This window comes from Pseudomonas sp. SC11 (assembly GCF_047039205.1).
Taxonomy (GTDB): Bacteria; Pseudomonadota; Gammaproteobacteria; order Pseudomonadales; family Pseudomonadaceae; genus Aquipseudomonas; species Aquipseudomonas boreofloridensis.
Window position 1 is genome coordinate 4,480,983 of sequence record NZ_CP178183.1, and the last position, 22,600, is coordinate 4,503,582.

20 protein-coding genes are annotated in these 22,600 nt (G+C 63.6%); 16 read left to right on the forward strand and 4 right to left on the reverse strand.

What is annotated here, in order from left to right; genetic code table 11:
- The first annotated feature begins 106 nt into the window (after positions 1-106).
- From ACK2SD_RS20025 to ACK2SD_RS20060, 8 genes are all read left to right on the forward strand, one after another.
- Positions 107-1,735, forward strand: coding sequence for an ABC transporter substrate-binding protein (locus ACK2SD_RS20025; protein WP_029613620.1), 1,629 nt, complete (start codon positions 107-109; stop codon positions 1,733-1,735).
- 200 nt (positions 1,736-1,935) lie between these two features.
- Positions 1,936-3,543 carry an ABC transporter substrate-binding protein gene (locus ACK2SD_RS20030; protein ID WP_412460668.1) on the forward strand — a complete coding sequence of 536 codons (1,608 nt, stop codon included), beginning with the start codon at positions 1,936-1,938 and terminating at the stop codon, positions 3,541-3,543.
- A gap of 147 nt (positions 3,544-3,690) precedes the next feature.
- Positions 3,691-5,073, forward strand: coding sequence for an OprD family porin (locus ACK2SD_RS20035; RefSeq protein WP_412460669.1), 1,383 nt, complete (start codon positions 3,691-3,693; stop codon positions 5,071-5,073).
- A gap of 68 nt (positions 5,074-5,141) precedes the next feature.
- Positions 5,142-6,737: an ABC transporter substrate-binding protein gene (locus ACK2SD_RS20040; RefSeq protein ID WP_412460670.1), complete on the forward strand. Its 1,596-nt coding sequence runs from the start codon at positions 5,142-5,144 to the stop codon at positions 6,735-6,737.
- Positions 6,738-6,810: 73 nt separating this feature from the next.
- Positions 6,811-7,821, forward strand: coding sequence for an ABC transporter permease subunit (locus tag ACK2SD_RS20045; RefSeq protein WP_317870626.1), 1,011 nt, complete (start codon positions 6,811-6,813; stop codon positions 7,819-7,821).
- Between the two features lie 10 nt (positions 7,822-7,831).
- Positions 7,832-8,758, forward strand: coding sequence for an ABC transporter permease subunit (locus ACK2SD_RS20050; RefSeq protein ID WP_029613623.1), 927 nt, complete (start codon positions 7,832-7,834; stop codon positions 8,756-8,758).
- A 10-nt stretch (positions 8,759-8,768) separates the two neighbouring features.
- Positions 8,769-9,737, forward strand: coding sequence for an ABC transporter ATP-binding protein (locus ACK2SD_RS20055; RefSeq protein ID WP_116887616.1), 969 nt, complete (start codon positions 8,769-8,771; stop codon positions 9,735-9,737).
- Positions 9,737-10,705 (forward strand): peptide ABC transporter ATP-binding protein, encoded by a 969-nt coding sequence (locus ACK2SD_RS20060; protein ID WP_029613625.1) that lies wholly within the window; start codon positions 9,737-9,739, stop codon positions 10,703-10,705. The genes ACK2SD_RS20055 and ACK2SD_RS20060 overlap by 1 nt, the downstream gene beginning before the upstream one ends.
- Positions 10,706-10,951: 246 nt before the next feature.
- On the opposite strand, the gene ACK2SD_RS20065 is transcribed toward ACK2SD_RS20060, so the two are convergent.
- A complete protein-coding gene (locus ACK2SD_RS20065; protein ID WP_342649634.1) occupies positions 10,952-11,887 on the reverse strand; it encodes a hypothetical protein in 936 nt (311 codons plus the stop codon).
- Positions 11,888-12,115: 228 nt separating this feature from the next.
- On the opposite strand from ACK2SD_RS20065, the gene ACK2SD_RS20070 reads away from it, so the two are divergent.
- The 4 genes from ACK2SD_RS20070 (at position 12,116) to ACK2SD_RS20085 (ending at position 15,924) form a co-directional block, all read left to right on the forward strand.
- Positions 12,116-12,940, forward strand: a complete 825-nt coding sequence (locus ACK2SD_RS20070; protein WP_205419304.1) for a helix-turn-helix domain-containing protein — start codon at positions 12,116-12,118, stop codon at positions 12,938-12,940.
- 66 nt (positions 12,941-13,006) lie between these two features.
- Positions 13,007-14,413 carry an NAD(P)/FAD-dependent oxidoreductase gene (locus tag ACK2SD_RS20075; RefSeq protein ID WP_412460671.1) on the forward strand — a complete coding sequence of 469 codons (1,407 nt, stop codon included), beginning with the start codon at positions 13,007-13,009 and terminating at the stop codon, positions 14,411-14,413.
- Between the two features lie 33 nt (positions 14,414-14,446).
- Positions 14,447-14,788, forward strand: a complete 342-nt coding sequence (locus ACK2SD_RS20080; RefSeq protein WP_295484425.1) for a cupin domain-containing protein — start codon at positions 14,447-14,449, stop codon at positions 14,786-14,788.
- Between the two features lie 56 nt (positions 14,789-14,844).
- Positions 14,845-15,924, forward strand: a complete 1,080-nt coding sequence (locus ACK2SD_RS20085; RefSeq protein WP_304483790.1) for a polyamine ABC transporter substrate-binding protein — start codon at positions 14,845-14,847, stop codon at positions 15,922-15,924.
- A 237-nt stretch (positions 15,925-16,161) separates the two neighbouring features.
- Here ACK2SD_RS20085 and ACK2SD_RS20090 read toward each other — a convergent pair whose 3' ends face one another.
- From ACK2SD_RS20090 to ACK2SD_RS20100, 3 genes are all read right to left on the reverse strand, one after another.
- A complete protein-coding gene (locus ACK2SD_RS20090; protein ID WP_039575533.1) occupies positions 16,162-17,745 on the reverse strand; it encodes a peptide chain release factor 3 in 1,584 nt (527 codons plus the stop codon).
- A 114-nt stretch (positions 17,746-17,859) separates the two neighbouring features.
- On the reverse strand, positions 17,860-18,189 hold the full coding sequence (locus ACK2SD_RS20095; RefSeq protein WP_412460672.1) for an XRE family transcriptional regulator: 330 nt from the start codon (positions 18,187-18,189) through the stop codon (positions 17,860-17,862).
- 5 nt (positions 18,190-18,194) lie between these two features.
- Positions 18,195-18,524, reverse strand: coding sequence for a type II toxin-antitoxin system RelE/ParE family toxin (locus ACK2SD_RS20100; protein WP_412460673.1), 330 nt, complete (start codon positions 18,522-18,524; stop codon positions 18,195-18,197).
- A 419-nt stretch (positions 18,525-18,943) separates the two neighbouring features.
- On the opposite strand from ACK2SD_RS20100, the gene ACK2SD_RS20105 reads away from it, so the two are divergent.
- The 4 genes from ACK2SD_RS20105 to ACK2SD_RS20120 are packed head-to-tail and all read left to right on the forward strand — an operon-like array spanning position 18,944 to position 22,386.
- Positions 18,944-19,657, forward strand: coding sequence for an ABC transporter permease (locus tag ACK2SD_RS20105; RefSeq protein ID WP_029613630.1), 714 nt, complete (start codon positions 18,944-18,946; stop codon positions 19,655-19,657).
- A gap of 13 nt (positions 19,658-19,670) precedes the next feature.
- A complete protein-coding gene (locus ACK2SD_RS20110) occupies positions 19,671-20,582 on the forward strand; it encodes a glycine betaine ABC transporter substrate-binding protein (RefSeq protein WP_412460674.1) in 912 nt (303 codons plus the stop codon).
- Positions 20,579-21,232 carry an ABC transporter permease gene (locus tag ACK2SD_RS20115; protein ID WP_029613632.1) on the forward strand — a complete coding sequence of 218 codons (654 nt, stop codon included), beginning with the start codon at positions 20,579-20,581 and terminating at the stop codon, positions 21,230-21,232. Before ACK2SD_RS20110 ends, ACK2SD_RS20115 begins: the two co-directional genes overlap by 4 nt.
- A complete protein-coding gene (locus tag ACK2SD_RS20120; RefSeq protein ID WP_317870635.1) occupies positions 21,229-22,386 on the forward strand; it encodes an ABC transporter ATP-binding protein in 1,158 nt (385 codons plus the stop codon). The genes ACK2SD_RS20115 and ACK2SD_RS20120 overlap by 4 nt, the downstream gene beginning before the upstream one ends.
- Positions 22,387-22,600: the final 214 nt, after the last annotated feature.

Genomic DNA, 22,600 nt, shown 5'->3' on the forward strand with positions numbered 1-22,600 from the left:
CCGGCCATCCTGTTGAGTGTTGCAATGGGTATAGCCCCTGCATAAGTATCCGCAGGTCGGCTCACGAGGCCGCCTCAACTCAAAAAATGACAACAATGAGGCCACCATGCTCAAACACGCAGTCATTCCGTTTCTGGTAGGCGCAGGCCTGCTGGCTGGTGCAGCGCCCACCGCGCTCGCCGCATCCAACCTGGTGTTCTGCTCCGAAGGCAGTCCCGCCGGTTTCGACCCCGGCCAGTACACCACCGGAACCGACTTCGACGCTTCGGCCGAACCGCTGTTCAACCGCCTGACCCAGTTCGAGCGTGGCGGCACCGCCGTCATCCCAGGCCTGGCCACCACTTGGGACGTTTCCGAAGACGGCAAGACCTACACCTTCCACCTGCGCGAAGGGGTCAAGTTCCACACCACCGACTACTTCAAGCCCAGCCGTGAATTCAACGCCGACGACGTGCTGTTCACCTTCAACCGCATGCTCGACAAGGACATGCCGTTCCGCAAGGCGTACCCCACCGAGTTTCCGTACTTCACCGACATGGGCATGGACAAGAACATCGCCAAGCTGGAGAAGCTCGACGACCATACCGTGCGCTTCACCCTGAACACAGTGGACGCCGCCTTCATCCAGAACCTGGCCATGAGCTTCGCCTCGATCCAGTCCGCCGAATACGCCGAGCAGTTGCTCAAGCAAGGCAAAGCGCCCGACATCAACCAGAAGCCAATCGGCACCGGGCCGTTCGTGTTCAGCAAGTACCAGAAAGACGCGCAGATCCGCTACAAGGGCAACAAGGACTACTGGAAGCCCGAGGACGTGAAGGTCGACAACCTGATCTTCGCCATCACCACCGACGCCTCGGTGCGCATGCAGAAGCTCAAGAAGAACGAGTGCCAGGTCACCCTGTTCCCGCGCCCAGCCGACATCCAGCCGCTCAAGGCCGACAAGAACCTGAAGATGCCAGAGCAGGCCGGCTTCAACCTCGGTTACATCGCCTACAACGTGATGGACAAGATCAAGGGCAGCAACGAGCCCAATCCCATGGCCCAGCTCAAGGTTCGCCAGGCACTGGACATGGCGGTGAACAAGGCGCAGATCATCGAGTCGGTGTATCAGGGCGCCGGGCAGCTGGCGGTCAATGCCATGCCGCCGACGCAATGGTCCTACGACACCACCATCAAGGACGCCCCCTACGACCCGGAAAAGGCTCGGCAACTGCTCAAGGAAGCCGGCGTCAAGGAAGGCACCGAAATCACGCTCTGGGCCATGCCGGTGCAACGCCCCTACAACCCCAATGCCAAGCTGATGGCCGAGATGCTGCAATCGGACTGGGCCAAGATCGGCATCAAGGCCAAGATCGTCACCTACGAGTGGGGCGAGTACATCAAGCGCTCCAAGGGCGGCGAAAACGGCGCCATGCTGATCGGCTGGAGCGGCGACAACGGTGACCCGGACAACTGGCTCGGCACCCTGTTCGGCTGCGACGCCCTGGAAGGCAACAACTTCTCCAAGTGGTGCTACAAGCCCTACGACGACCTCATCAAGCAAGCCAAGGCCACCTCCGACCAGGCCAAGCGCACCGAGCTGTACAAGCAGGCGCAGCACATCCTCAAGGAACAGGTGCCCTACACGCCCATCGCCCACTCCACCGTCTATCAACCCATGAGCATCAAGGTGCAGGACTTCAAGATCAGTCCATTTGCCCTGAACGCGTTCTATGGGGTGAGCGTGGAGAAGTAAGGCAGCGCCAGCCCTCTGTGCGCAGAGGGCTGGCGTATTCCAGGCAGTGCGACGGCCACGCCCGGCCATCTGCCTGAAGCCACACCGCACCGTCAGCGATACCACACCCGTGATTCGTTTTCCTGCCACCGCGAAGGCCAGGAACGGAATTCTGTTGCCGCACGTCCGGCGCACGGCAACGCACTGATGAGGATGTACCGATGAGCAAAAGGATTGCCCTACGCCGTACCACACTGCTGGGCGCCGCACTGGGCCTGGGCCTGATGAGCCAGGTCAGCGCCGCCGCCAGCAACTTGGTGTTCTGCTCCGAAGGCAGTCCGGCGGGCTTCGACACCGCGCAGTTCACCTCGGCCACCGACAACGATGCCGCCGAGCCGATCTACAACCGCCTGGTGGAGTTCGAGCGCGGAGGCACCGCCGTGCAGCCGGGCCTGGCCACTGACTGGCAGGTGTCCGACGACGGCCTGACCTACACCTTCCACCTGCGCCCCGGGGTCAAGTTCCACAGCAACAAGGCGTTCACACCGACCCGCGACTTCAACGCCGATGACGTGCTGTTCACCTTCCAGCGCATGCTCGACCGCGATCATCCGTTCCGTAAGGCCTACCCCACCGAGTTCCCCTACTTCGTCAGCATGGGCCTGGACAAGAACATCGCCAAGGTCGAGAAGCGCGACCCGATGACCGTGGTGTTCACCCTGAACACGGTCGATGCGGCGTTCATCCAGAACATCGCCATGGCTTTCGCCTCGATCCTGTCCGCCGAATACGCCGACCACCTGCTGGCCAGCGGCAAGGCCAGCGACATCAACCAGCAACCCATCGGCACCGGCCCGTTCGTGTTCCAGCGCTACCAGAAGGATGCGCAGATTCGCTACAAGGGCAACAAGGACTACTGGGCGCCGGACCGGGTCAAGCTGGACAACCTGGTGTTCTCGATCAACATCGACCCTTCCGTGCGCATCCAGAAACTGCGCCGCGGCGAATGCCAGATCACCCTGCACCCCCGCCCGGCCGACCTGCCGGCGCTCAAGCAGGACGCCAAGCTGCAAGTGCTCTCGCAACCGGGCTTCAACCTCGGCTACATCGCCTACAACATCAAGCACCCACCCTTCGACCGACTGGAAGTCCGCCAGGCACTGGACATGGCGGTGAACAAGGCGGCGATCATCGATGCGGTGTACCAGGACGCTGGCCAAGCGGCCGTCAACGCCATGCCGCCCACCCAGTGGTCCTACGACAGCAGCATCAAGGACGCCCCCTTCGATCCGGCCAAGGCCAAGCAACTGCTGGAGCAGGCCGGGGTCAAGCCGGGGACCGAAATCACCCTGTGGGCCATGCCGGTACAACGTCCCTACAACCCCAACGCCAAGCTCATGGCGCAGATGCTCCAGGCCGACTGGGGCGCGCTCGGTTTCAAGGTCCGCATCGTCAGCTACGAATGGGGCGAGTACCTCAAGCGCATGAAGAATGGCGAACACGACATCGCCCTGATCGGCTGGACCGGCGACAACGGCGATCCGGACAACTGGCTCGGCACCCTGTTCAGTTGCGACGCCATCGGCAGCAACAACTATTCGCAGTGGTGCGACCAGCCCTACGACGCGCTGATCAAGAAAGCCAAGCAGGTCACCGACCGCGCCCAGCGCACCGAGCTGTACCAGCAGGCCCAGCGCCGCCTCAAGGCCCAGGTGCCGATCACGCCCGTGGCGCACTCCACGGTCAACCAGCCGCTGAGCCTGCGCGTCAAGGACTTCAAGGTCAGCCCCTTCGGCCGCAACGTCTTCTCCGACGTCGGCATCGATTGACGCCATCACGGATCCGGGCGTGCCACGCACGTCCGCGAACCCGTGCAGCCCGAATTTGCCCGGCGACCCCAGGCAGATACCCGCAACACCGTGACAACACTGGCCCCTGAGGCCGGCTGATAACTAGAAAAGAGAAAGGGAGCTTTCATGTCGATACGAACCAGAACCACTGCACTGGCCTTGTCCGTCGGCGCCTTCTGCGCCTTCGCCCAGGCCGAACCCGCCAGCCAGGACTACATGCCCATCACGCTCAAGTCCGCCAGCGACCAGGCGCAGGCCACCGGCTTCTTCGAAGGCCAGAGCCTGAGCGGCAGCACGCGCAACTGGTACGCACGCGAACACGCCGCGCGCGGCCCGCTGTGGCGCTACTACAAGAGCGACGGCGCCCGCCACGACACCCACAGCCGCGAGAACTGGGTGCAGGGCACCATCCTCAACTACAGCTCCGGCTTCACCCAGGGCACCATCGGCTTCGCCACCGAAGTGGCGGCCTACAACGCCGTCGCCCTGCTGCGCGACCGCGAATCCATCGCCGGGCCGAACAACCGCACCCTGACCCACAGCGACGGCGATCCGGTCGACCAGTGGAGCAAGGCGGGCCTGGCCAACGTCAAGGCGCGCATCTCCAACACCACCCTGACCGTTGGCCGCCAGTCGCTGGACACGCCGATGATCGCCTACATCGGCAACCGCGCCCTACCCTCCAGCTTCCAGGGCGTGGCCCTGCACAGCGCCGAGTTCGACAACCTGACCTTCGACCTGGGCACCTTCGACCGCGTCTCGCCGCGTACCGAACAGAGCCTGAGCAAGTTCCGCAGCGAATACGGCGCCCTGGGCGTGGAAACCGACCGCGCCAGCACCGCGGGCCTGAGCTACCAGCCGTTCAAGAGCCTGACCACCAGCCTGTACGCCACGCGCGTGGACGACTTCTGGAACCAGTACTACTTCGGCGCCAGCCACGTGCTGGGCGACAGTTCGGTGCTGAGCCTGAACACCGGCCTGAACTACTACAAGACGGTGGACACCGGCAGCAAGAAAATGGGCGAGATCGACAACGACACCTACAGCCTGTCGCTCGGCCTCACCCACCAGGCCCACACCCTGACCGCGTCCTGGCAGCAGGTCAACGGCAACGAGTACTTCGACTACCTGCACGAAACCAACGGCATCTACCTGGCCAACTCGCTGCTGTCGGACTTCAACGGCCCGAACGAGAAATCGCTGCAGATCGCCTATGTGCTGAACATGGCGCAATACGGCGTGCCGGGCTTGAAATTCAACCTGTACAACGCGCGCGGCTGGGGCATCGACGGCACCCACTACCGTGGCACCGCCTATGACGTGCGCGGCATGGACGGCGAAACCCACTACGAGTGGGGCTTCGGTACCAGCTACGCGGTGCAGAGCGGCCCGCTGAAGGACACCAGCATCCGCGCCACCTACACCGCGCATCGGGCGAGCCAAGCCCAGGCCGACGGCAGCCTGGACGAGTTCCGCGTGGTGACCACCATTCCATTCAACATTCTCTGACCCGCACCCCATGCCCCGGACCCGCGGGGCCATGGGGTCTACGCTGAAGACATACGCAGGGAGGTTCCATGCATTCGCTACCGCTACGCGCTGCCCTGGCAGCGATCATTCTCGGCGCCGCCGGTCAGCTCGCGGCCAAGCCACTGGTGGTGTGCACCGAGGCGAGCCCGGAAGGGTTCGACATCGTCCAGTACACCACGGCGGTCACCGCCGACGCCTCGGCCGAGACGGTGTTCAACCGCCTGGTCGATTTCAAGCCCGGCACCACCGACATCGAACCGGCCCTGGCCGAACGCTGGGAGATCAGCGACGACGGCCTGACCTACACCTTCCACCTACGCCAGGGCGTGAAGTTCCACACCACCGACTACTTCACCCCTACCCGCGCATTCAACGCCGACGACGTGCTCTGGAGCCTGAACCGCCAGCTCGATCCCGTGCACCCGTGGCACGACAAGACCAGCGTCGGCTACCCCTATTTCGAGAGCATGGCCTTCAAGGACCTGCTCAAGTCGGTGACCAAGACCGACGACCACACCGTGGTCATCACCCTCACCCGTCCCGAAGCGCCATTCCTGCGCGACATGGCCATGGCCTTCACCTCGATCTACTCGGCCGAGTACGGCGACCAATTGCTCAAGGCCGGCAAGACCGGCGAGCTCAACAGCAAGCCGATCGGCACCGGCCCATTCGTCTTCCAGCGCTACAACAAGGACGCCCAGGTCCGCTACAAGGCCAACCCGGACTACTTCCGCGGCAAACCGCCGAGCGAAACCTTGGTGTTCGCCATCGCCACCGACAACAACGTGCGCCTGCAAAAACTGCGCGCCAACGAGTGTCAGATCGCCCTGTACCCCAAACCTGACGACGTACCCGGCATCAAGACCGATGCCAGGCTGAAAGTGGCCGAGATCGAAGCCCTGGTGACCGGCTACATCGCCCTCAATACCGAACACAAGTACCTGAGCGACGTACGCGTGCGCCAGGCGATCAACATCGCCTTCGACCGCCAGACCCATGTCGATCAACTGTTCGGCAAGGGCAATGCGCTGGTGGCGGTCAATCCTTACCCGCCGACCCTGATCGGCTACAACACCGACAACCGCAATCCGCCCCGCGACCTGGACAAGGCCCGCGCCTTGCTCAAGGAGGCCGGCGTACCCGAAGGCACCACCTTCACCCTGTTCACCCGCAACGGCGGCGGGCCGACCAACCCCAATCCGCGCCTGTCGGCGGAAATGCTCCAGGCGGACCTGGCCAGCATCGGCCTGAAGCTCGACATCCGCGTGATGGAGTGGGCCGAGATGCTGCGCCGCGCGAAAAAAGGCGAAGCGGACCTGGTGTCCGCCGGCTGGGCCGGCGACAACGGCGACCCGGACAACTTCCTCGGCCCCATGCTCAGTTGCGAGGCGGCCAAGAGCGGAGAGAACTATGCGCGCTGGTGCAACCCTAAGTTCCAGGAACTGATCACCCAAGCCCGTCTGATCATCGACAATGAGCAGCGTGCAGCGCTCTATCGCCAAGCCCTGGCGGTGTACGATGCCGACCTGCCGTGGATCGCCATGGCCCACCCGAAGATGTTCACGGCCCTGCGCCAGAACGTGGAGGGCTATGTCATCAGTCCCCTGACCAACAACAACTTCGCCACCACCCAGGTGAAGTAGAAGAAACGACCGCCGCCGACCTGCTCGCGCAGCCGGCGGCCGCCTTGACCGGCCCGATGAGGTACCTCCGACGATGTTGAGTTTTATTGCCCGGCGCCTGGGTCTGCTGATTCCGACCTTTTTCGGTATCACCTTGCTGACCTTCGCGCTCATACGCCTGATCCCCGGCGACCCGGTGGAAGTGATGATGGGTGAGCGCAGGGTCGACCCCGAGATGCACGCCCAGGCCATGGAGCGCCTGGGCCTGAACAAGCCGCTGCCTGCCCAGTACCTGGACTACATCGGCAAGCTCGCCCAGGGTGACCTGGGCGAATCGCTGCGCACCCGCGAGAGCGTGTGGAATGAGTTCACCACGCTGTTCCCCGCCACGCTCGAACTGGCCTTGTGCGCCCTGCTGTTCGCCGGTGTGTTCGGCCTGCTCGCCGGGGTGATCGCCGCGCTCAAGCGCGGCTCGCTGTTCGACCATGGGGTGATGGGCATTTCCCTGGCCGGCTACTCCATGCCGATCTTCTGGTGGGGCCTGATCCTGATCATGTTCTTCTCCGTGAGCCTGGGCTGGACCCCGGTATCCGGCCGCATCGACCTGCTCTACGACATCGAGCCGAAGACCGGCTTCATGCTCATCGACACCCTGCTCAGCGACGAAGAAGGCGCGTTCAAGGACGCGCTGATGCACCTGATCCTGCCGTCCATCGTGCTCGGCACCATCCCGCTGGCGGTGATCGCGCGCATGACCCGCTCTTCGATGCTCGAAGTGCTGCGCGAGGACTACATCCGCACCGCCCGCGCCAAGGGCCTGTCGCCGGCCCGCGTGGTGTTCATCCACGGCCTGCGCAACGCGCTGATCCCGGTGCTGACCGTGTTCGGCCTGCAGGTCGGCACCTTGCTGGCTGGAGCGGTGCTCACCGAGACCATCTTCTCCTGGCCGGGCATCGGCAAATGGCTGATCGAAGCCATCGGCGCCCGCGACTACCCCGTGGTGCAGAACGGTATCCTGCTCATCGCCTGCCTGGTGATCCTGGTCAACTTCGTGGTGGACATCCTCTACGGCTTGGCCAACCCCCGTATCCGTCATCAGCGCTGAGGACCTCGTCATGTCTCATCCGATTTCCGACGCTGCGACGCCGGCTACCGCCGCCGACCACAGCGCACTCTACCCCTCCCCCTACAAGGAGTTCTGGCAGGCCTTCTCGCGCAACAAAGGCGCAGTGGCAGGCCTGGCCTTCATGTGCCTGATCGTGTTCTGCGCGCTGTTCGCCCCCTGGGTCGCGCCGCACAATCCCAGCGAGCAGTACCGCGACTTCCTGCTGACGCCGCCGGTGTGGCTCGAAGGCGGCACCTGGCAGTTCGTGCTGGGCACCGACGAGTTGGGACGCGACCTGCTCTCGCGACTGATCCAGGGCGCCAGGCTGTCGCTGCTGATCGGCCTGTCGTCGGTGGTGATGTCGCTGATTCCAGGCATCCTGCTGGGCCTGTTCGCCGGCTTCTTCCCGCGTCTTCTTGGGCCTTCGATCATGCGCCTGATGGACGTGATGCTGGCGCTGCCATCGCTGCTGCTGGCCGTGGCGATCGTCGCCATCCTCGGCCCTGGCCTGATCAACACCGTGATCGCCATCGCCGTGGTCTCGCTGCCGTCCTACGTGCGCCTGACCCGCGCCGCCGTGATGGGTGAGCTGAACCGCGACTACGTCACCGCCGCGCGCCTGGCCGGCGCCAGCCTGCCGCGCCTGATGTTCGTCACCGTGCTGCCCAACTGCATGGCGCCGCTGATCGTGCAGGCGACCCTGAGCTTCTCCTCGGCGATCCTCGACGCGGCGGCCCTGGGCTTCCTCGGCCTGGGCGTACAACCGCCAACGCCGGAATGGGGGACCATGCTGGCGTCGGCGCGCGACTACATCGAGCGCGCCTGGTGGGTGGTGAGCCTGCCCGGCCTGACGATCCTGCTCAGCGTCTTGGCAATCAACCTGATGGGCGACGGCCTGCGCGATGCGCTGGACCCGAAACTCAAGAACGCCGCCTGAGGAGAACGCCATGTCACTGTTGCAGATCAACAACCTCAACGTGCGCTTCGGCGACGCCGATGCCGTCCCCGTGGTCGACGGCCTGGACCTGGTGGTGGATGCCGGCGAGATTCTCGCCATCGTCGGCGAGTCCGGCTCGGGCAAGTCGGTGACCATGATGGCCCTGATGGGGCTGATCGAAGCGCCCGGCCGCATCACCGCCGACTCGCTCACCTTCGACGGCACCGACATGCTCAGGCTCAGCGCCCGCCAGCGGCGCAAGGTGGTGGGCAAGGACATTGCCATGGTCTTCCAGGACCCGATGACCGCACTGAACCCCAGCTACACCGTGGGCTACCAGATCGAAGAAGTGCTGCGCCAGCACCTGGGCCTGAAAGGCAAAGCGGCCCGCCAGCGCGCCCTGGAGCTGTTGCAGAAGGTCGAGATTCCGGCGCCCGAAAGCCGCCTGGACGCTTACCCGCACCAACTCTCCGGCGGCATGAGTCAGCGCGTGGCGATCGCCATGGCGATTGCCGGCGAGCCCAAGCTGCTGATCGCCGACGAACCGACCACCGCGCTGGATGTGACCATCCAGGCGCAGATCATGGAACTGCTGGTCAACCTGCAGCGCGAGCGCAACATGGCGCTGATTCTGATCACCCACGACCTGGCGGTGGTCGCCGAGACCGCCAAGCGCGTCTGCGTGATGTACGCCGGCCAAGCGGTGGAGGTGGGCCAGGTGCCGGAACTGTTCGACCTGCCCGCCCACCCCTACAGCGAAGCGCTGCTGGCGGCGATTCCCGAGCACAGTCTGGGCGCCGAGCGCCTGGCGACGCTGCCGGGCATCGTGCCCGGTCGCTACGACCGGCCGCAGGGCTGCCTGCTGTCGCCGCGCTGCCCTTACGTGCGTGACAATTGCCGGGCCCAGCGTCCGGCCCTCGATCCCCAGGCCCACAGCCTGGCACGTTGCTTCTATCCGCTGAACCAGGAGGTGGCGTGATGAGCGTCGTGCTGTCTGCCCGTGAACTGACCCGTCATTACGAAGTGTCCCGTGGCCTGTTCAAAGGCCATGCCCTGGTGCGTGCGCTCAATGGCGTATCGTTCGAGTTGGAGGCTGGCAAGACGCTGGCCGTAGTCGGCGAGTCCGGGTGCGGCAAGTCCACCCTGGCGCGCGCCCTGACCCTGATCGAAGAGCCGTCCTCCGGCTCGCTGCAGATCGCCGGCACCGAAGTCGCCGGCGCCAACAAGGCCCAGCGTCGGCAATTGCGCCGGGACGTGCAAATGGTCTTCCAGAGCCCCTATGCCTCGCTCAACCCTCGGCAGAAGATCGGCGACCAGTTGGCCGAGCCGCTGTTGATCAACACCTCGCTCAGCCGCGCCGAGCGCCGCGAGCGGGTGCAGCAGATGATGCAGCAGGTGGGACTGCGCCCCGAGCATTATCAACGCTACCCGCACATGTTCTCTGGCGGCCAGCGCCAGCGCATCGCCCTGGCCCGGGCGATGATGCTGCAACCCAAGGTGCTGGTGGCGGACGAGCCCACGTCGGCGCTGGACGTGTCGATCCAGGCGCAGGTGCTGAACCTGTTCATGGACCTGCAGCAGGAGTTCAACACCGCCTATGTGTTCATTTCGCACAACTTGGCGGTGGTGCGGCACGTGGCCGATCAGGTGCTGGTGATGTACTTGGGGCGACCGGCGGAGATGGGGCCGAAGGCCGATATCTACGACAAACCCCTGCATCCCTATACCCAGGCACTGCTGTCGGCGACACCAGCGATTCATCCCGACCCGCTCAAACCGAAGATTCGCATCGCAGGCGAGCTGCCCAATCCGCTGAATCCGCCGGATGGCTGCGCGTTTCACAAACGCTGTCCGTATGCGACGGAGCGGTGTGCCAAGGAGATACCGGCGTTCCGGCAGGTGGGAAGTCGGCAAGTGGCGTGTCATTACGCGGAGCAGTTCTTGTAAGGAAGGCTATCGCTGGGGGCGTCAGCGCCCCTAGCGCGACACAAGGCCGCCCTCATCGGTCATGCGCACTGCTTCAACTGTGCGCAAACCGGTGAGGGCGGCCTTGTGTCGTCATGGGGCTGGGCAGCAGCCCCAGAAGTGGGATCAGTGCATGAAGATCGCGATCAGGATGATCACTGGAATTGGGACGCCGAGCATCCAGAGCAGAATCGAGCGCATGATGAGTTCTCCAGTAGTGAATGCGGATTAGCGCACGACGGTGGTCGAGGCGTGAACGTGGCGGTCTTCTTCGATCCAGCGTGCGCGGTCACGCAGACGACCGCCGAACAACGCGGCGAAGCTGGCGAAGAAGGCGCCGCACAGCAGGGAGATGAAGGTCCAGATGGCGGTCCAGGCGGCTACTTTGGCCGCAGTGTCAGCGGCTTGCTGGGCGGCCTGCTTGGCCTGGGCGGCATCCTGACGCGCTTCCTCATAGACCTGCTCGACGCGCGATTGCGCTTCGGCCTGGGTCAGACGAGTGCGCTGGGCAACCATCTGCGCCAGGTAGGTACGATCTTCGGCGGACATGCCATTGTCGGCAGCCAGGCCACGCAACAGGATGCGGCTGGCGACGCCGTTGGCAGCATCTTCGCTCACACCCACCGGACCTTCGCTGCGGAACAACCGATCGACGTAGTAGCCCATCGGGTCGGCGGCGCCGGACGGCTTGCTCTTGTCATCGCTCATCGACACGCTGGCCACGGCGCCCGAAGCAGCGGCGGCACCGGCCGACGCGCCCGCACTGGCCAGACCGCCTGCCGAGGACACCACCAGCACGGCAGTGACCAGGGTCGCGACAGCCCAGGACAGGAACCCATGCGCCGTGTCGCGGAAATACACTTCGTCACCGTGCAAGTTGGCCCACTTCACGCGTAGACGACCGGCCATGTAGCCACCCAGGCCAGAGGCCAGGATCTGCGTGATCAGCAGCCAGACGATGGTGGAAATGCCCAATGCCTTGGCGCTGGCCCCCTCGTTCGCCCACGGCGAGGAGGCCGCGAAGCCCAGGCCTGCGCCCAGAATGATGAGGATCAGTGACAAGGCAGCCGCAGCAGCGGCACCGGCGAAGATGGCGGCCCAGGAAACGCCCGAGCGATTCGGGGCCTCGGAGACAGCGGTTGGCAGATCGGCAGTGGTTATCATGATTCGGCGCCTTATGAAGGTGAGCAAAACTTCCGTTGGTTTGCACGAGGGTCGGTGCACTGCCCGTGCCAGATGTGTCAAAAAATAACCTCGCTATAAATCAACGACTTGCAGAATCGACGAATCTTAGGATCGTGCGAAACGCCCGAAGTCCGATAAAACAGGTGGGCGTTATGCAGTGACATGCGCCCAAGCCCGGCCACCGGGCTTGCCCGTCGAACAGCGACGATGCACTATCGCGCCATGACCGCGCCCATGCTGATAGACGGCCCCGAACAGACTCCGCTGACTGCGCAGATCGTCTTGCGCTACCACCTGTGCTGGAAGCATCGCGACCTGGACGGAGTGATGGCGCTCTACCACCCGCAGGTGCGTTACCACGACTTCTTCCAGAACCGCGTGCTCGGCTACGCCGAACTGCGCGAGTACGTGGCCGCCTGCCTGCCCCACCAGCAGGGCGAAGATATCGTTCACAGCGACCGCATTCGCGTCGATGGCTGCACGGCGTTCATTCAATACCAGGTGACGGTCCAGGGCGGTGAGGGGCTGGTGGCCTTTCAGTCCAGCGAAGCGATCACCGTGCGCGACGGGCTGATCTGGCAGGTCAACGAATATGCCACGCTGGTGCGCCAGGACGGACGCGTGGGCAACGGTGGGCGGACGCGTCCGGCCACTAGCCGGCTCGGTTTGTCGCCGCGTCAGTTGAGCACCATGGCGCAGGATCTGGAGCACTACTTCCAGCAGCGCCGGCCGTATCTGGATCCGCAGCTCAACCTGCAACAGGTCGCACAGCACAGTGGCTACAGCCGTAACCAGATCTCCTACCTGTTCAATCAGGTGCTGGGACAGAGCTTCTATCGCTACGTCAATCAGGCGCGGCTCCAGCACCTGCTGGCTCAGCTCAGCGATACCGACATCCAGACGCCGGTCGACGAACTGGCGTTCAGTGCCGGCTTCAACTCGCTCTCGGCCTTCTACAAATGCTTTCGCGAACAGACCGGCCTGTCTCCCAAGGCGTACGTGAAGCAGATTTCTCTGCGTGCACGCACGTAAGACAGTGGAGCGCACCTGCCACTAGCATCGAGCACAACCCAACCTTTTTTCCGGGAGCCGTACTCGATGCAAGCCTGGCGCACGATCAGCCTGTGGATGGACCAGCTCGACGAGCCGCTGGACGCGCGACCGTCCCTCGCGCAAGACATCGATGTCGACGTGTGCATCATCGGCGCCGGCTACACCGGGCTGTGGACAGCCTATTACCTCAAGCGCCAGGCCCCGCACCTGCGCATCGCCATCCTTGAAGCCCACACGGCCGGTTTCGGTGCATCCGGTCGTAACGGCGGTTGGCTGATGGGCAACCTGCTGGGTGAAGATCGTCTGCTCGCCACACTGTCGCCGCTACAGCGCCGCGACAGCATCGACCTGCTGCACGACATTCCCGACGAAGTGCAGCGTGTGTTGCAGCGCGAAGGCATCGACTGCGATTACCGCAAGGGTGGGGTCATCTACTGCGCGGCCCGTTACCCGGAGCAGGAGCGTAGCCTGCGTGCCTACCTGGACGACCTGTACCGCCAAGGCATGAACGAGGACGACTACCGCTGGCTCACGCCCGAGGCGCTGGCCGGACAACTGCGGGTCAGCAATGCCTATGGCGCAATCTTCAGCCCGCATGTGGCGACCATTCAGCCGGCCAAGCTGGTGCGGGGCCTGGCACGGGTGGTGGAGGGTCTGGGCGTGGCGATCTACGAAAACACCCCGGCCCTCGATTGGCAGAGTGGCGAGGTGCGTTGCGCCCAGGCCAAGGTGCGCTGCCAGTGGGTAGTGCCTGCGGTGGAAGGCTACGCGGCCAGCTTGCCACCGCTGGGGCGGCATCAACTGCCCGTGCAGAGTCTGCTGGTGGCCACTGAGCCGCTGCCCGACTCCGCCTGGGAGCAGATCGGCCTCAGCCAGGGCCAGGCCTTCAGCGAAGGCAGCCGTCAGGTCACCTACGGCCAGCGCACCCTCGACAACCGCCTGGTATTCGGCGCCCGCGGCGGCTACCGCTTCGGCGGTCGCCTGCGCGAAGACTTCACTCTCACCGACGCCGAAATCGAGCTGCGCCGCTACCTGTTCGGCGAACTGTTCCCGCACCTGAAGCACGTGCGCATCACCCACTCCTGGGGCGGCAACCTGGGCATGGCGCGGCGTTTCCGCCCGCATATGCTGTGTGACCGTCAACGCGGCCTGGCGCTATCGGGCGGCTATGGCGGCGAAGGCGTCGGCGCCACCAATCTCGGCGGACGCACGCTGGCGGCCTTGATCCTCGGCCAGCAGAACGTGCTGACCGCCCAGCCCTGGGTGCACGACAACCGGCCGCTGTCGAGCCTGGCCAGTTGGCCGCCCGAGCCCTGCCGCTGGCTGGGCTACAACGCCATCATTCGCAGTTTCGTTCATGAAGATCGCGTCCTCGCTGACCCGGCCAGCCCGGCCTGGCGACGCAACCTGGCCAGTGGCCTGGCCGACTTCATGGAAGGTTTCATGCACTGAGTTTCACCCACTCCCACACGAGAATCCGCCGTCATGAGCATCACCCAGTTCAAAGACACAGAACGCGCCGTCCTGGAGACTTCCAACCCGGTCGCCGTGCCCCTTGGCGAACCCGTTGCCGTGACCTCGGTGACCTGCGTCGAGCGCAGCGATGGCGTCGAAACCGGCATCTGGGAATGCACCCCAGGCCGCTGGCGCCGGCAGATCGTGCAACAGGAGTTCTGCCACTTCATCAAGGGTCGCTGCACCTTCACGCCAGACGGTGGCGAGCCGCTGGTCATCGAAGCCGGAGACGCCCTGATGCTACCGGCCAACAGCACCGGTACCTGGGACATCCAGGAAACCGTGCGCAAGACCTATGTGTTGATTTTCTGATCCGCTGATCGCCTGCCGCTCCTCGACAACAACAAACTCAGCAAGGTAAACCGGACATGCGCACACTTCTCATCGCTCCCCTGATACTGGCGGCCGGCGTGGCCAGCGCCGCCGACTCGGTGAAGATCTACAACTGGTCGAGCTACGTCGCGCCTGACACGCTGAAGAATTTCCAGAAGGCCACCGGCATCGCCCCCACCTACGACGTCTACGACAGCAACGAGACCCTCGATGGCAAGCTGATGACCGGCAACTCCGGTTACGACGTGGTGTTTCCCTCCAACCACTTCATGGCGCGGCAGATCCAGGGCAAGGCGCTGAAGAAGCTCGACAAAAGCCAGTTGCCGAACTGGCAGAACCTCGACCCGCGACTGCTCAAGGTGCTCGAGGTGAACGATCCGGGTAACCAGTATGGTTTCCCCTACCTGTGGGGCAGCACCGGCATCGGTTACAACATCGACAAGGTCAAGGCCGCGCTGGGCGCCGACGCGCCGGTGGATTCCTGGGACCTGATCTTCAAGCCCGAGTACCTGAGCAAGCTCAAGAGCTGCGGCGTGGCGGTGCTGGACAATGGTCCGGAGCTGCTGCCCATCGCCCTGAACTACCTGGGACTGCCGCACCACAGCCAGAAACCCGAGGATTACGAGAAAGCCAAGGCGCTGCTGATGAAGGCTCGTCCGTACATCAGCTACTTCCATTCGTCCAAGTACACAGGCGACTTGGCCAATGGCGATGTGTGCGTGGTGGTGGGTTTCTCGGGCGATGTATTGCAGGCCAAGAACCGCGCCGAGGAAGCGAAGAATGGGGTCAAGGTGGGCTATTCGATCCCGAAGGAAGGTGCGCCGCTGTGGTTCGACATGGTCGCCATGCCCGCCGACGCCCCGGACGAGAAGGCCGGCTACGCCTACATGAACTATCTGCTCGAGCCTGAGGTGATGGCCAACATCAGTAACTACGTGCAGTACGCCAACGGCAATGCCAAGGCCGACGCCTTGGTCGATCCGGCGCTCAAGCACAACACCATGATCTACCCCAGCGACGATGTGATGAACAAACTGTTCGCCCTGGAAGCGATGCCCGCCAAGATCGATCGCCTGCGCACCCGTATCTGGACCAGCGTAAAGGCAGGCAACTAGCGGCTTGCCGCTAGTTGCAAGCGGCAAGCGGCAAGCGGCAAGCGGCAAGCGGCAAGCGACAAGCGACAAGCGACAAGCGACAAGCAAGAGCAAGAGCAAGAGCAAGAGCAAGAGCAAGAGCCCTACGCGATCTGCTTTTCTCTTGCCGCTTGGAGCTTGGAGCTTGCAGCTTGCAGCTTGCAGCTTTTTGTTTGCCGCTTGTTGCTCTGAGTCGCCGGGGCCTACGGCCCCGGCGACTCAGTGGTGCTCACGCGTAGCGCGGAACTGGATGTCTGGCCAGCGCTCTTCCATCAGCGCCAGGTTGACTCGGGTGGGCGCCAGGTAGGTCAGGTGGCCGCCACCGTCGATGGCCAGGTTTTCCACGGCCTTGTTCTGGAATTCCTCGAGCTTCTTCTTGTCGTCGCAGGCGATCCAGCGGGCCGACCACACGGTGATCGGCTCGTAGGCGCACTCCACCTTGTATTCCTCCTTCAGGCGGCTGGCGACCACATCGAACTGCAGCACACCCACGGCGCCCAGAATGATGTCGTTGCTGCGCTCGGGGAAGAACACCTGGGTCGCACCCTCTTCGGCCAACTGCTGCAGGCCCTGACGCAGTTGCTTGGACTTCAGCGGATCTTTCAGGCGCACACGACGGAACAGTTCCGGCGCGAAGTGCGGAATGCCGGTGAAACCGAGCACCTCGCCCTCACTGAAGGTGTCGCCGATCTGGATGGTGCCGTGGTTGTGCAGACCGATGATGTCGCCGGCGTACGCTTCTTCCAGTTGCTCGCGCTCGGAGGAGAAGAAGGTCAGCGCATCGCCGATGCGCAAATCCTTGCCCAGGCGCACATGACGCATCTTCATGCCCTTCTCGTACTTGCCCGAGCAAATGCGCATGAACGCGATACGGTCGCGGTGCTTGGGGTCCATGTTCGCCTGGATCTTGAACACGAAGCCGGTGAACTTCTCCTCCACCGGCTCCACGGTGCGCTCGTGGGCGACCCGTGCCAGTGGCCGTGGCGCCCAGTCGACCACGGCGTCGAGCACGTGATCGACGCCAAAGTTGCCCAGCGCGGTGCCAAAGAACACCGGAGTGAGTTGGCCGTTGATGAACTCGTCCTGGTTGAATTCGTGGCAGGCGCCCTGTACCAGCTCCAGTTGCTCCACGAACGAATCGTACTGATCGCCCAGGTGAGCGCGGGCTTCGTCCGAGTCCAGCTTCTCGATGATCTTGGCCTCGGTGCGCTCATGACCGTGCCCGGGGGTGTAGACCACGATGTAGTCGCCGGTCAGGTGATACACGCCTTTGAAATCGCGGTAGCAGCCAATCGGCCAGGTGATGGGCGCCGCCTTGATCTTCAGCACGGCCTCGATCTCGTCGAGCAGCTCGATCGGATCGCGGATGTCGCGGTCGAGTTTGTTGATGAAGCTGACGATGGGCGTGTCGCGCAGGCGGCAGACGTCCATCAGGGCGATGGTCCGCGGCTCGACGCCCTTACCGCCGTCGAGCACCATCAGCGCCGAGTCCACCGCCGTCAGGGTGCGGTAGGTGTCTTCGGAGAAGTCTTCGTGGCCGGGGGTGTCGAGCAGGTTGACCATGTGCTCGCGGTACGGGAACTGCATCACCGAGGTGGTGATGGAGATGCCGCGCTGCTTCTCCATTTCCATCCAGTCGGAGGTGGCGTGGCGGTCGGACTTGCGCGACTTCACGGTACCGGCGACGGAAATGGCCTTGCCCATCAGCAACAGCTTCTCGGTGATGGTGGTCTTACCGGCGTCGGGGTGGGAAATGATTGCGAAAGTGCGGCGCTTCGCGACTTCGGCGGCCTGATGGGTCATGGGAAATCGCCTGAATGGGGATCGAAAAAGGGGCGATATCATACCTGAAGTCGCACGCCAGACCAAAGTGCGCTCGGGCGCAGGTCGCTGGAATGGTCCCGTATTGCTAAGAGATCAAAGGCGTGACGCCCAATCGCCCGCCAACCCGTCGATCGTAACTGGCGCGCGCCCCGGCAGATGCACGACCAACTCCAGCCTGCCGCCCATGGCTTCCAGATAGGCGCGCAGGGTAGATATCAGCATGTCATTGCGATTCTCCACCTTGGAAACGTTCCCCTGCCCCACCTCCAGACGAGCGGCCATCTCTTCCTGGGTAATCTCAAGCTGCTTACGAAGCGCTTGAAGCGTGACTTCTTCACGGATGAGCTCACGACCACGTGTCTCTATCTTCGCTCTGCGCTCGGGGGACAGCTCGTTCATAAGCTCGACCAGTGTCTTGGACATGGTTTTCAACCTCTGGATAAATGCCGATCAAAGCGTTCGTCAGCGCGCTGAATCAGGTTCCGATAAAATCTCCGCTCCTGAACGCCCGACTTGTCGCCCGCCACTAAAAGAAGCGCACGACGTGCTTTGTCGAAAGCGAATGCGACTCGCCAAACTCCGCCATCAGCGCTGAAGCGTAACTCTTTCATATTCGAATGCCTGGAACCTTTCAATGTGTCCACGCGAGGCCTTCCCAACGCTGGACCATAGTGTTGTAGAAGATAGAGCTGCGCCAAAAGCTCATCCTGAACCTCTCCACCCAAGTGCTCGAACTCACCCATGAATTCCGAACACATCACCACACACCACACGGCAAAAAATACCTCCAAGGGAATATTCTCTCAAGAGAATTATCAATCCGTCTGATGAGAAAGACTGCCGCTGCAACTCGTTGCCCGATAGCAGGTAAATCAACGCCTTTCAGCAGGAAATCCACTGTTCTCCTGAAGGAAAAATCGACTAGACCAGTGATTAACACTGGCCAAACGCCTCTACCCATGGGAACCTTTGTCCCCCCGGAGACGTCCACTCCCCTGCAACCCGCTTCGGTTCCAGGGCTGGTTACACCAGCATCCACGAGCCTGACGGGGCTCGACTCATGGCGTGAACGCCCTGCTTGGCAGGCGCCGCGCTGCTACTCGCGAACACACCACCGCCACCCGCACGGTTCGGCCAAGAAGAAGTGTGCTCGCCGACGACAAAAAGGAGTCCACCTGTGGCGAAACGCTACGGAACAGGGCTGTTGGGATGGGCCACCGTGCTCGTCATCCTGGCCCTGCTGATCCACTGGATCGGCCTCGACACGATCGCGCGCTATCGCGACGATCTGACGTTCTACCTGCAAGCGCACCTGGTGTTGGTGCTGGCTTCGATGGCGGCGGCACTGGCCGTGGGCATCCCCGCCGGCATTGCCTTGAGTCGACCGCACCGGGTCGACAAAGCCGAGCGCTTCATGCAGTTCTTCAATATTGGCAACACCATCCCTCCCCTGGCCGTACTGGCCATCGCCCTCAGCGTTCTGGGCATCGGCGCAGGCCCTGCGATCTTCGCCCTGTTCCTCGCCTCCCTCCTGCCGATCGTGCGCAACACCTACGAAGGCCTCAAGAACGTCCCCGCCTCGCTCAAGGAAGCCGCCACCGGCATCGGCATGACTCCACGCCAGCAACTGTGGCAGGTCGAGTTGCCCAATGCCGTGCCGATCATCGTCGGCGGCGTGCGCGTGGCCCTGGCGCTCAATGTCGGCACCGCGCCATTGGCCTTCCTGATCGGCGCCAACAGCCTGGGCAGTCTGATCTTCCCCGGCATCGCCCTGAACAATCAGCCACAGCTACTGCTCGGCGCGGCCTGCACGGCCTTGCTGGCACTGCTGCTCGACGCGCTGGTGAGTGCCTCCAGCAAACGCTGGCTGGAACGCGGCCTGGCCCATTAAGAAGAGGCAATCCATGAAGAAAGCTATCGCCTTGCTCCTGGGCGCGGGCCTGCTATTGGCAGGTGTTGCCCAGGCGGCGGAAAAACCCCTGATCCGCATCGGTGCGCGGGTCTTCACCGAGCAGACCGTGCTCGCCGAAATCACTGCCCAGTACCTGCGTGCCAACGGCTTCGACGTGCGCGTCACGGGCGGCCTGGGCAGCAGCCTGGCGCGCCAGGCCCAGGAAACCGGCCAACTGGACCTGATGTGGGAATACACCGGCGTGTCGCTGGTCTCCTACAACCACATTCAGGAACGCATGCCCAGCGCCGAGGCCACCTACGCCAAGGTCAAGGAGCTGGACGCGAAGAAAGGCCTGGTCTGGCTCAAACCGTCCAAGTTCAGCAACACCTATGCCCTGGCCTTGCCCAGCGCGGTGGCCAAGGCTTACCCACAGGTACGCACCATCAGTCAGTTGAATCAGGTGCTGCAGGATGAACAGGCGCGCAAGCACCTGGTCGCCCTCGACACCGAGTTCGCCAATCGCCCGGATGGCCTGGACGGCCTCCAGCAGCGCTACGGCATGCAACTGGGCCGCGCCAACATCCGCCAGATGGACGCCGGGCTGGTGTACACCGCTCTGCGCAACGACCAGGTGTTCGCCGGCCTGGTCTACACCACCGACGGTCGCCTCAACGCCTTCGAGCTGACGCTGCTGGAGGACGACAAGCACTACTTCCCGGACTACACCGCCGGCCCCGTGGTTCGCAAGGCCGTACTCGACGCCCATCCGCAACTGGCCGACCTGCTCGCGCCGCTGGCCGATGCCCTGGACGACGAAACCATGCGCCAGCTCAATGCCAAGGTCGATGTCCAGCACCAGAGCCCGTCCTCGGTCGCGACCACCTTTCTGCGTGATCATGACCTGCACGAGGTGACCCCATGAGCCTGCTCGACACCTTCGCCCACCTCGACTGGGCATTGGTCCTGCAACTGACCTGGCAGCACATCATGCTGGTGGGCATCGCCGTGGGCCTGGCCATCGTCATCGGCGTGCCGCTGGGCGTCCTGATGACCCGCTTTCCGGTCCTGGCCGGACCGCTGCAAGCCAGCGCCACGGTGCTGCTGACCATCCCCTCCATCGCCCTGTTCGGCCTGCTGCTGCCGTTCTACTCCAAATTCGGCCAGGGCCTGGGGCCGCTGCCGGCGATCACCGCCGTGTTCCTCTATTCGCTGCTGCCGATCCTGCGCAACACCTACCTGGCCCTGACCAACGTGGAACCCGGCATCCGCGAGGCCGCGCGCGGCATCGGCATGACCTTCGGCCAGCGCCTGCGCATGGTCGAATTGCCCATCGCCGTGCCGGTGATTCTCGCCGGCGTGCGTACCGCCGTGGTGATGAACATCGGCGTGATGACCATCGCCGCCACCATCGGTGCGGGGGGCCTGGGCGTACTCATCCTGACCTCCATCAGCCGCAGCGACATGTCGATGCTGCTGGTCGGCGCCGTGCTGGTCAGCCTGCTGGCGATCGTCGCCGACCTGCTCCTGCAAACCCTGCAACGTGCCCTGACTCCAGAAGGACTGCGCCCATGATCGAATTGAAGAACCTCAGCAAGACCTTCGACGTCAACGGCAAGGACGTCAAAGCCGTGGACTCGGTCAGCCTGACCGTCAACGAAGGCGAGATCTGCGTCTTCCTCGGCCCCTCGGGCTGCGGCAAGAGCACTACGCTGAAAATGATCAATCGCCTGATCACCCCGACCTCCGGCCAGGTGTTCATCAACGGCGAGGACACCAGCGGCCTCGACGAGGTCACCCTGCGCCGCCACATCGGTTATGTGATCCAGCAGATCGGCCTGTTCCCCAACATGACCATCGAGGAAAACATCACCGTGGTGCCGCGTCTGCTCGGCTGGGACAAGCAACGTTGCCACGACCGGGCGCGCGAGCTGATGAGCATGATCAAGCTCGAACCCAAGCAGTACCTGCAGCGCTACCCACGCGAGCTGTCCGGCGGGCAGCAGCAGCGGATCGGCGTGATCCGCGCCCTGGCGGCCGATGCGCCGGTGCTGTTGATGGACGAGCCGTTCGGTGCGGTCGACCCGATCAACCGCGAGATGATCCAGAACGAATTCTTCGAGATGCAGCGGGCGCTGAACAAGACCGTGATCATGGTCAGCCACGACATCGACGAAGCCATCAAGCTGGCCGACAAGATCGCCATCTTCCGCGCCGGCAAGCTGCTGCAACTGGACCATCCGGACACCCTGCTGGCGCATCCGGTGGACGACTTCGTCAGCAGCTTCGTCGGCCAGGACAGCACACTCAAGCGCCTGTTGCTGGTGCGCGCCGAGGATGCCGCGGACAACGCACCGTCGGTCAGCCCCGAGACGCCGGTGGCCGAAGCGCTGGAGTTGCTCGACGAGCACGACCGCCGCTATGTGGTGGTGACCGACGCGACGAACAAGGCCCTGGGCTATGTGCGCCGCCGCGACATGCACCGCCAGCAGGGCACGTGCGCCGACTTCCTGCGTGAGTTCAACGCCACCGCCGCCCATGACGAGCACCTGCGCATCCTGCTGTCGCGCATGTACGAGTTCAACCGCGCCTGGCTGCCGGTGCTCGATGCCGAGCAGGTGTTCCTCGGCGAGGTTACCCAGGAGTCGATCGCGGCCTACCTGAGCTCGGGTCGCTCACGCGGTGCCAAGACCAGCATCGTCTCCCCGGCCGAGGTTGCCGCCTCCTGAGCGGCAGCCCAGTCGATTTTCACCTCGGTAACAAAAAATTTATGGTCCCGGACGGGTACGGCCGTACCTGTTCCGGGTGGCCATAAATATGAACACTCGGGCCCGCCTGTCAGCGGACCGAGTGCCCTGTCCAACCCCGCCATGCCTGTAACCAGGGCATCACCTGCAAAGGTGCCGACCCACTCCATTCCACAATTTTTTACGCCTGGATCGT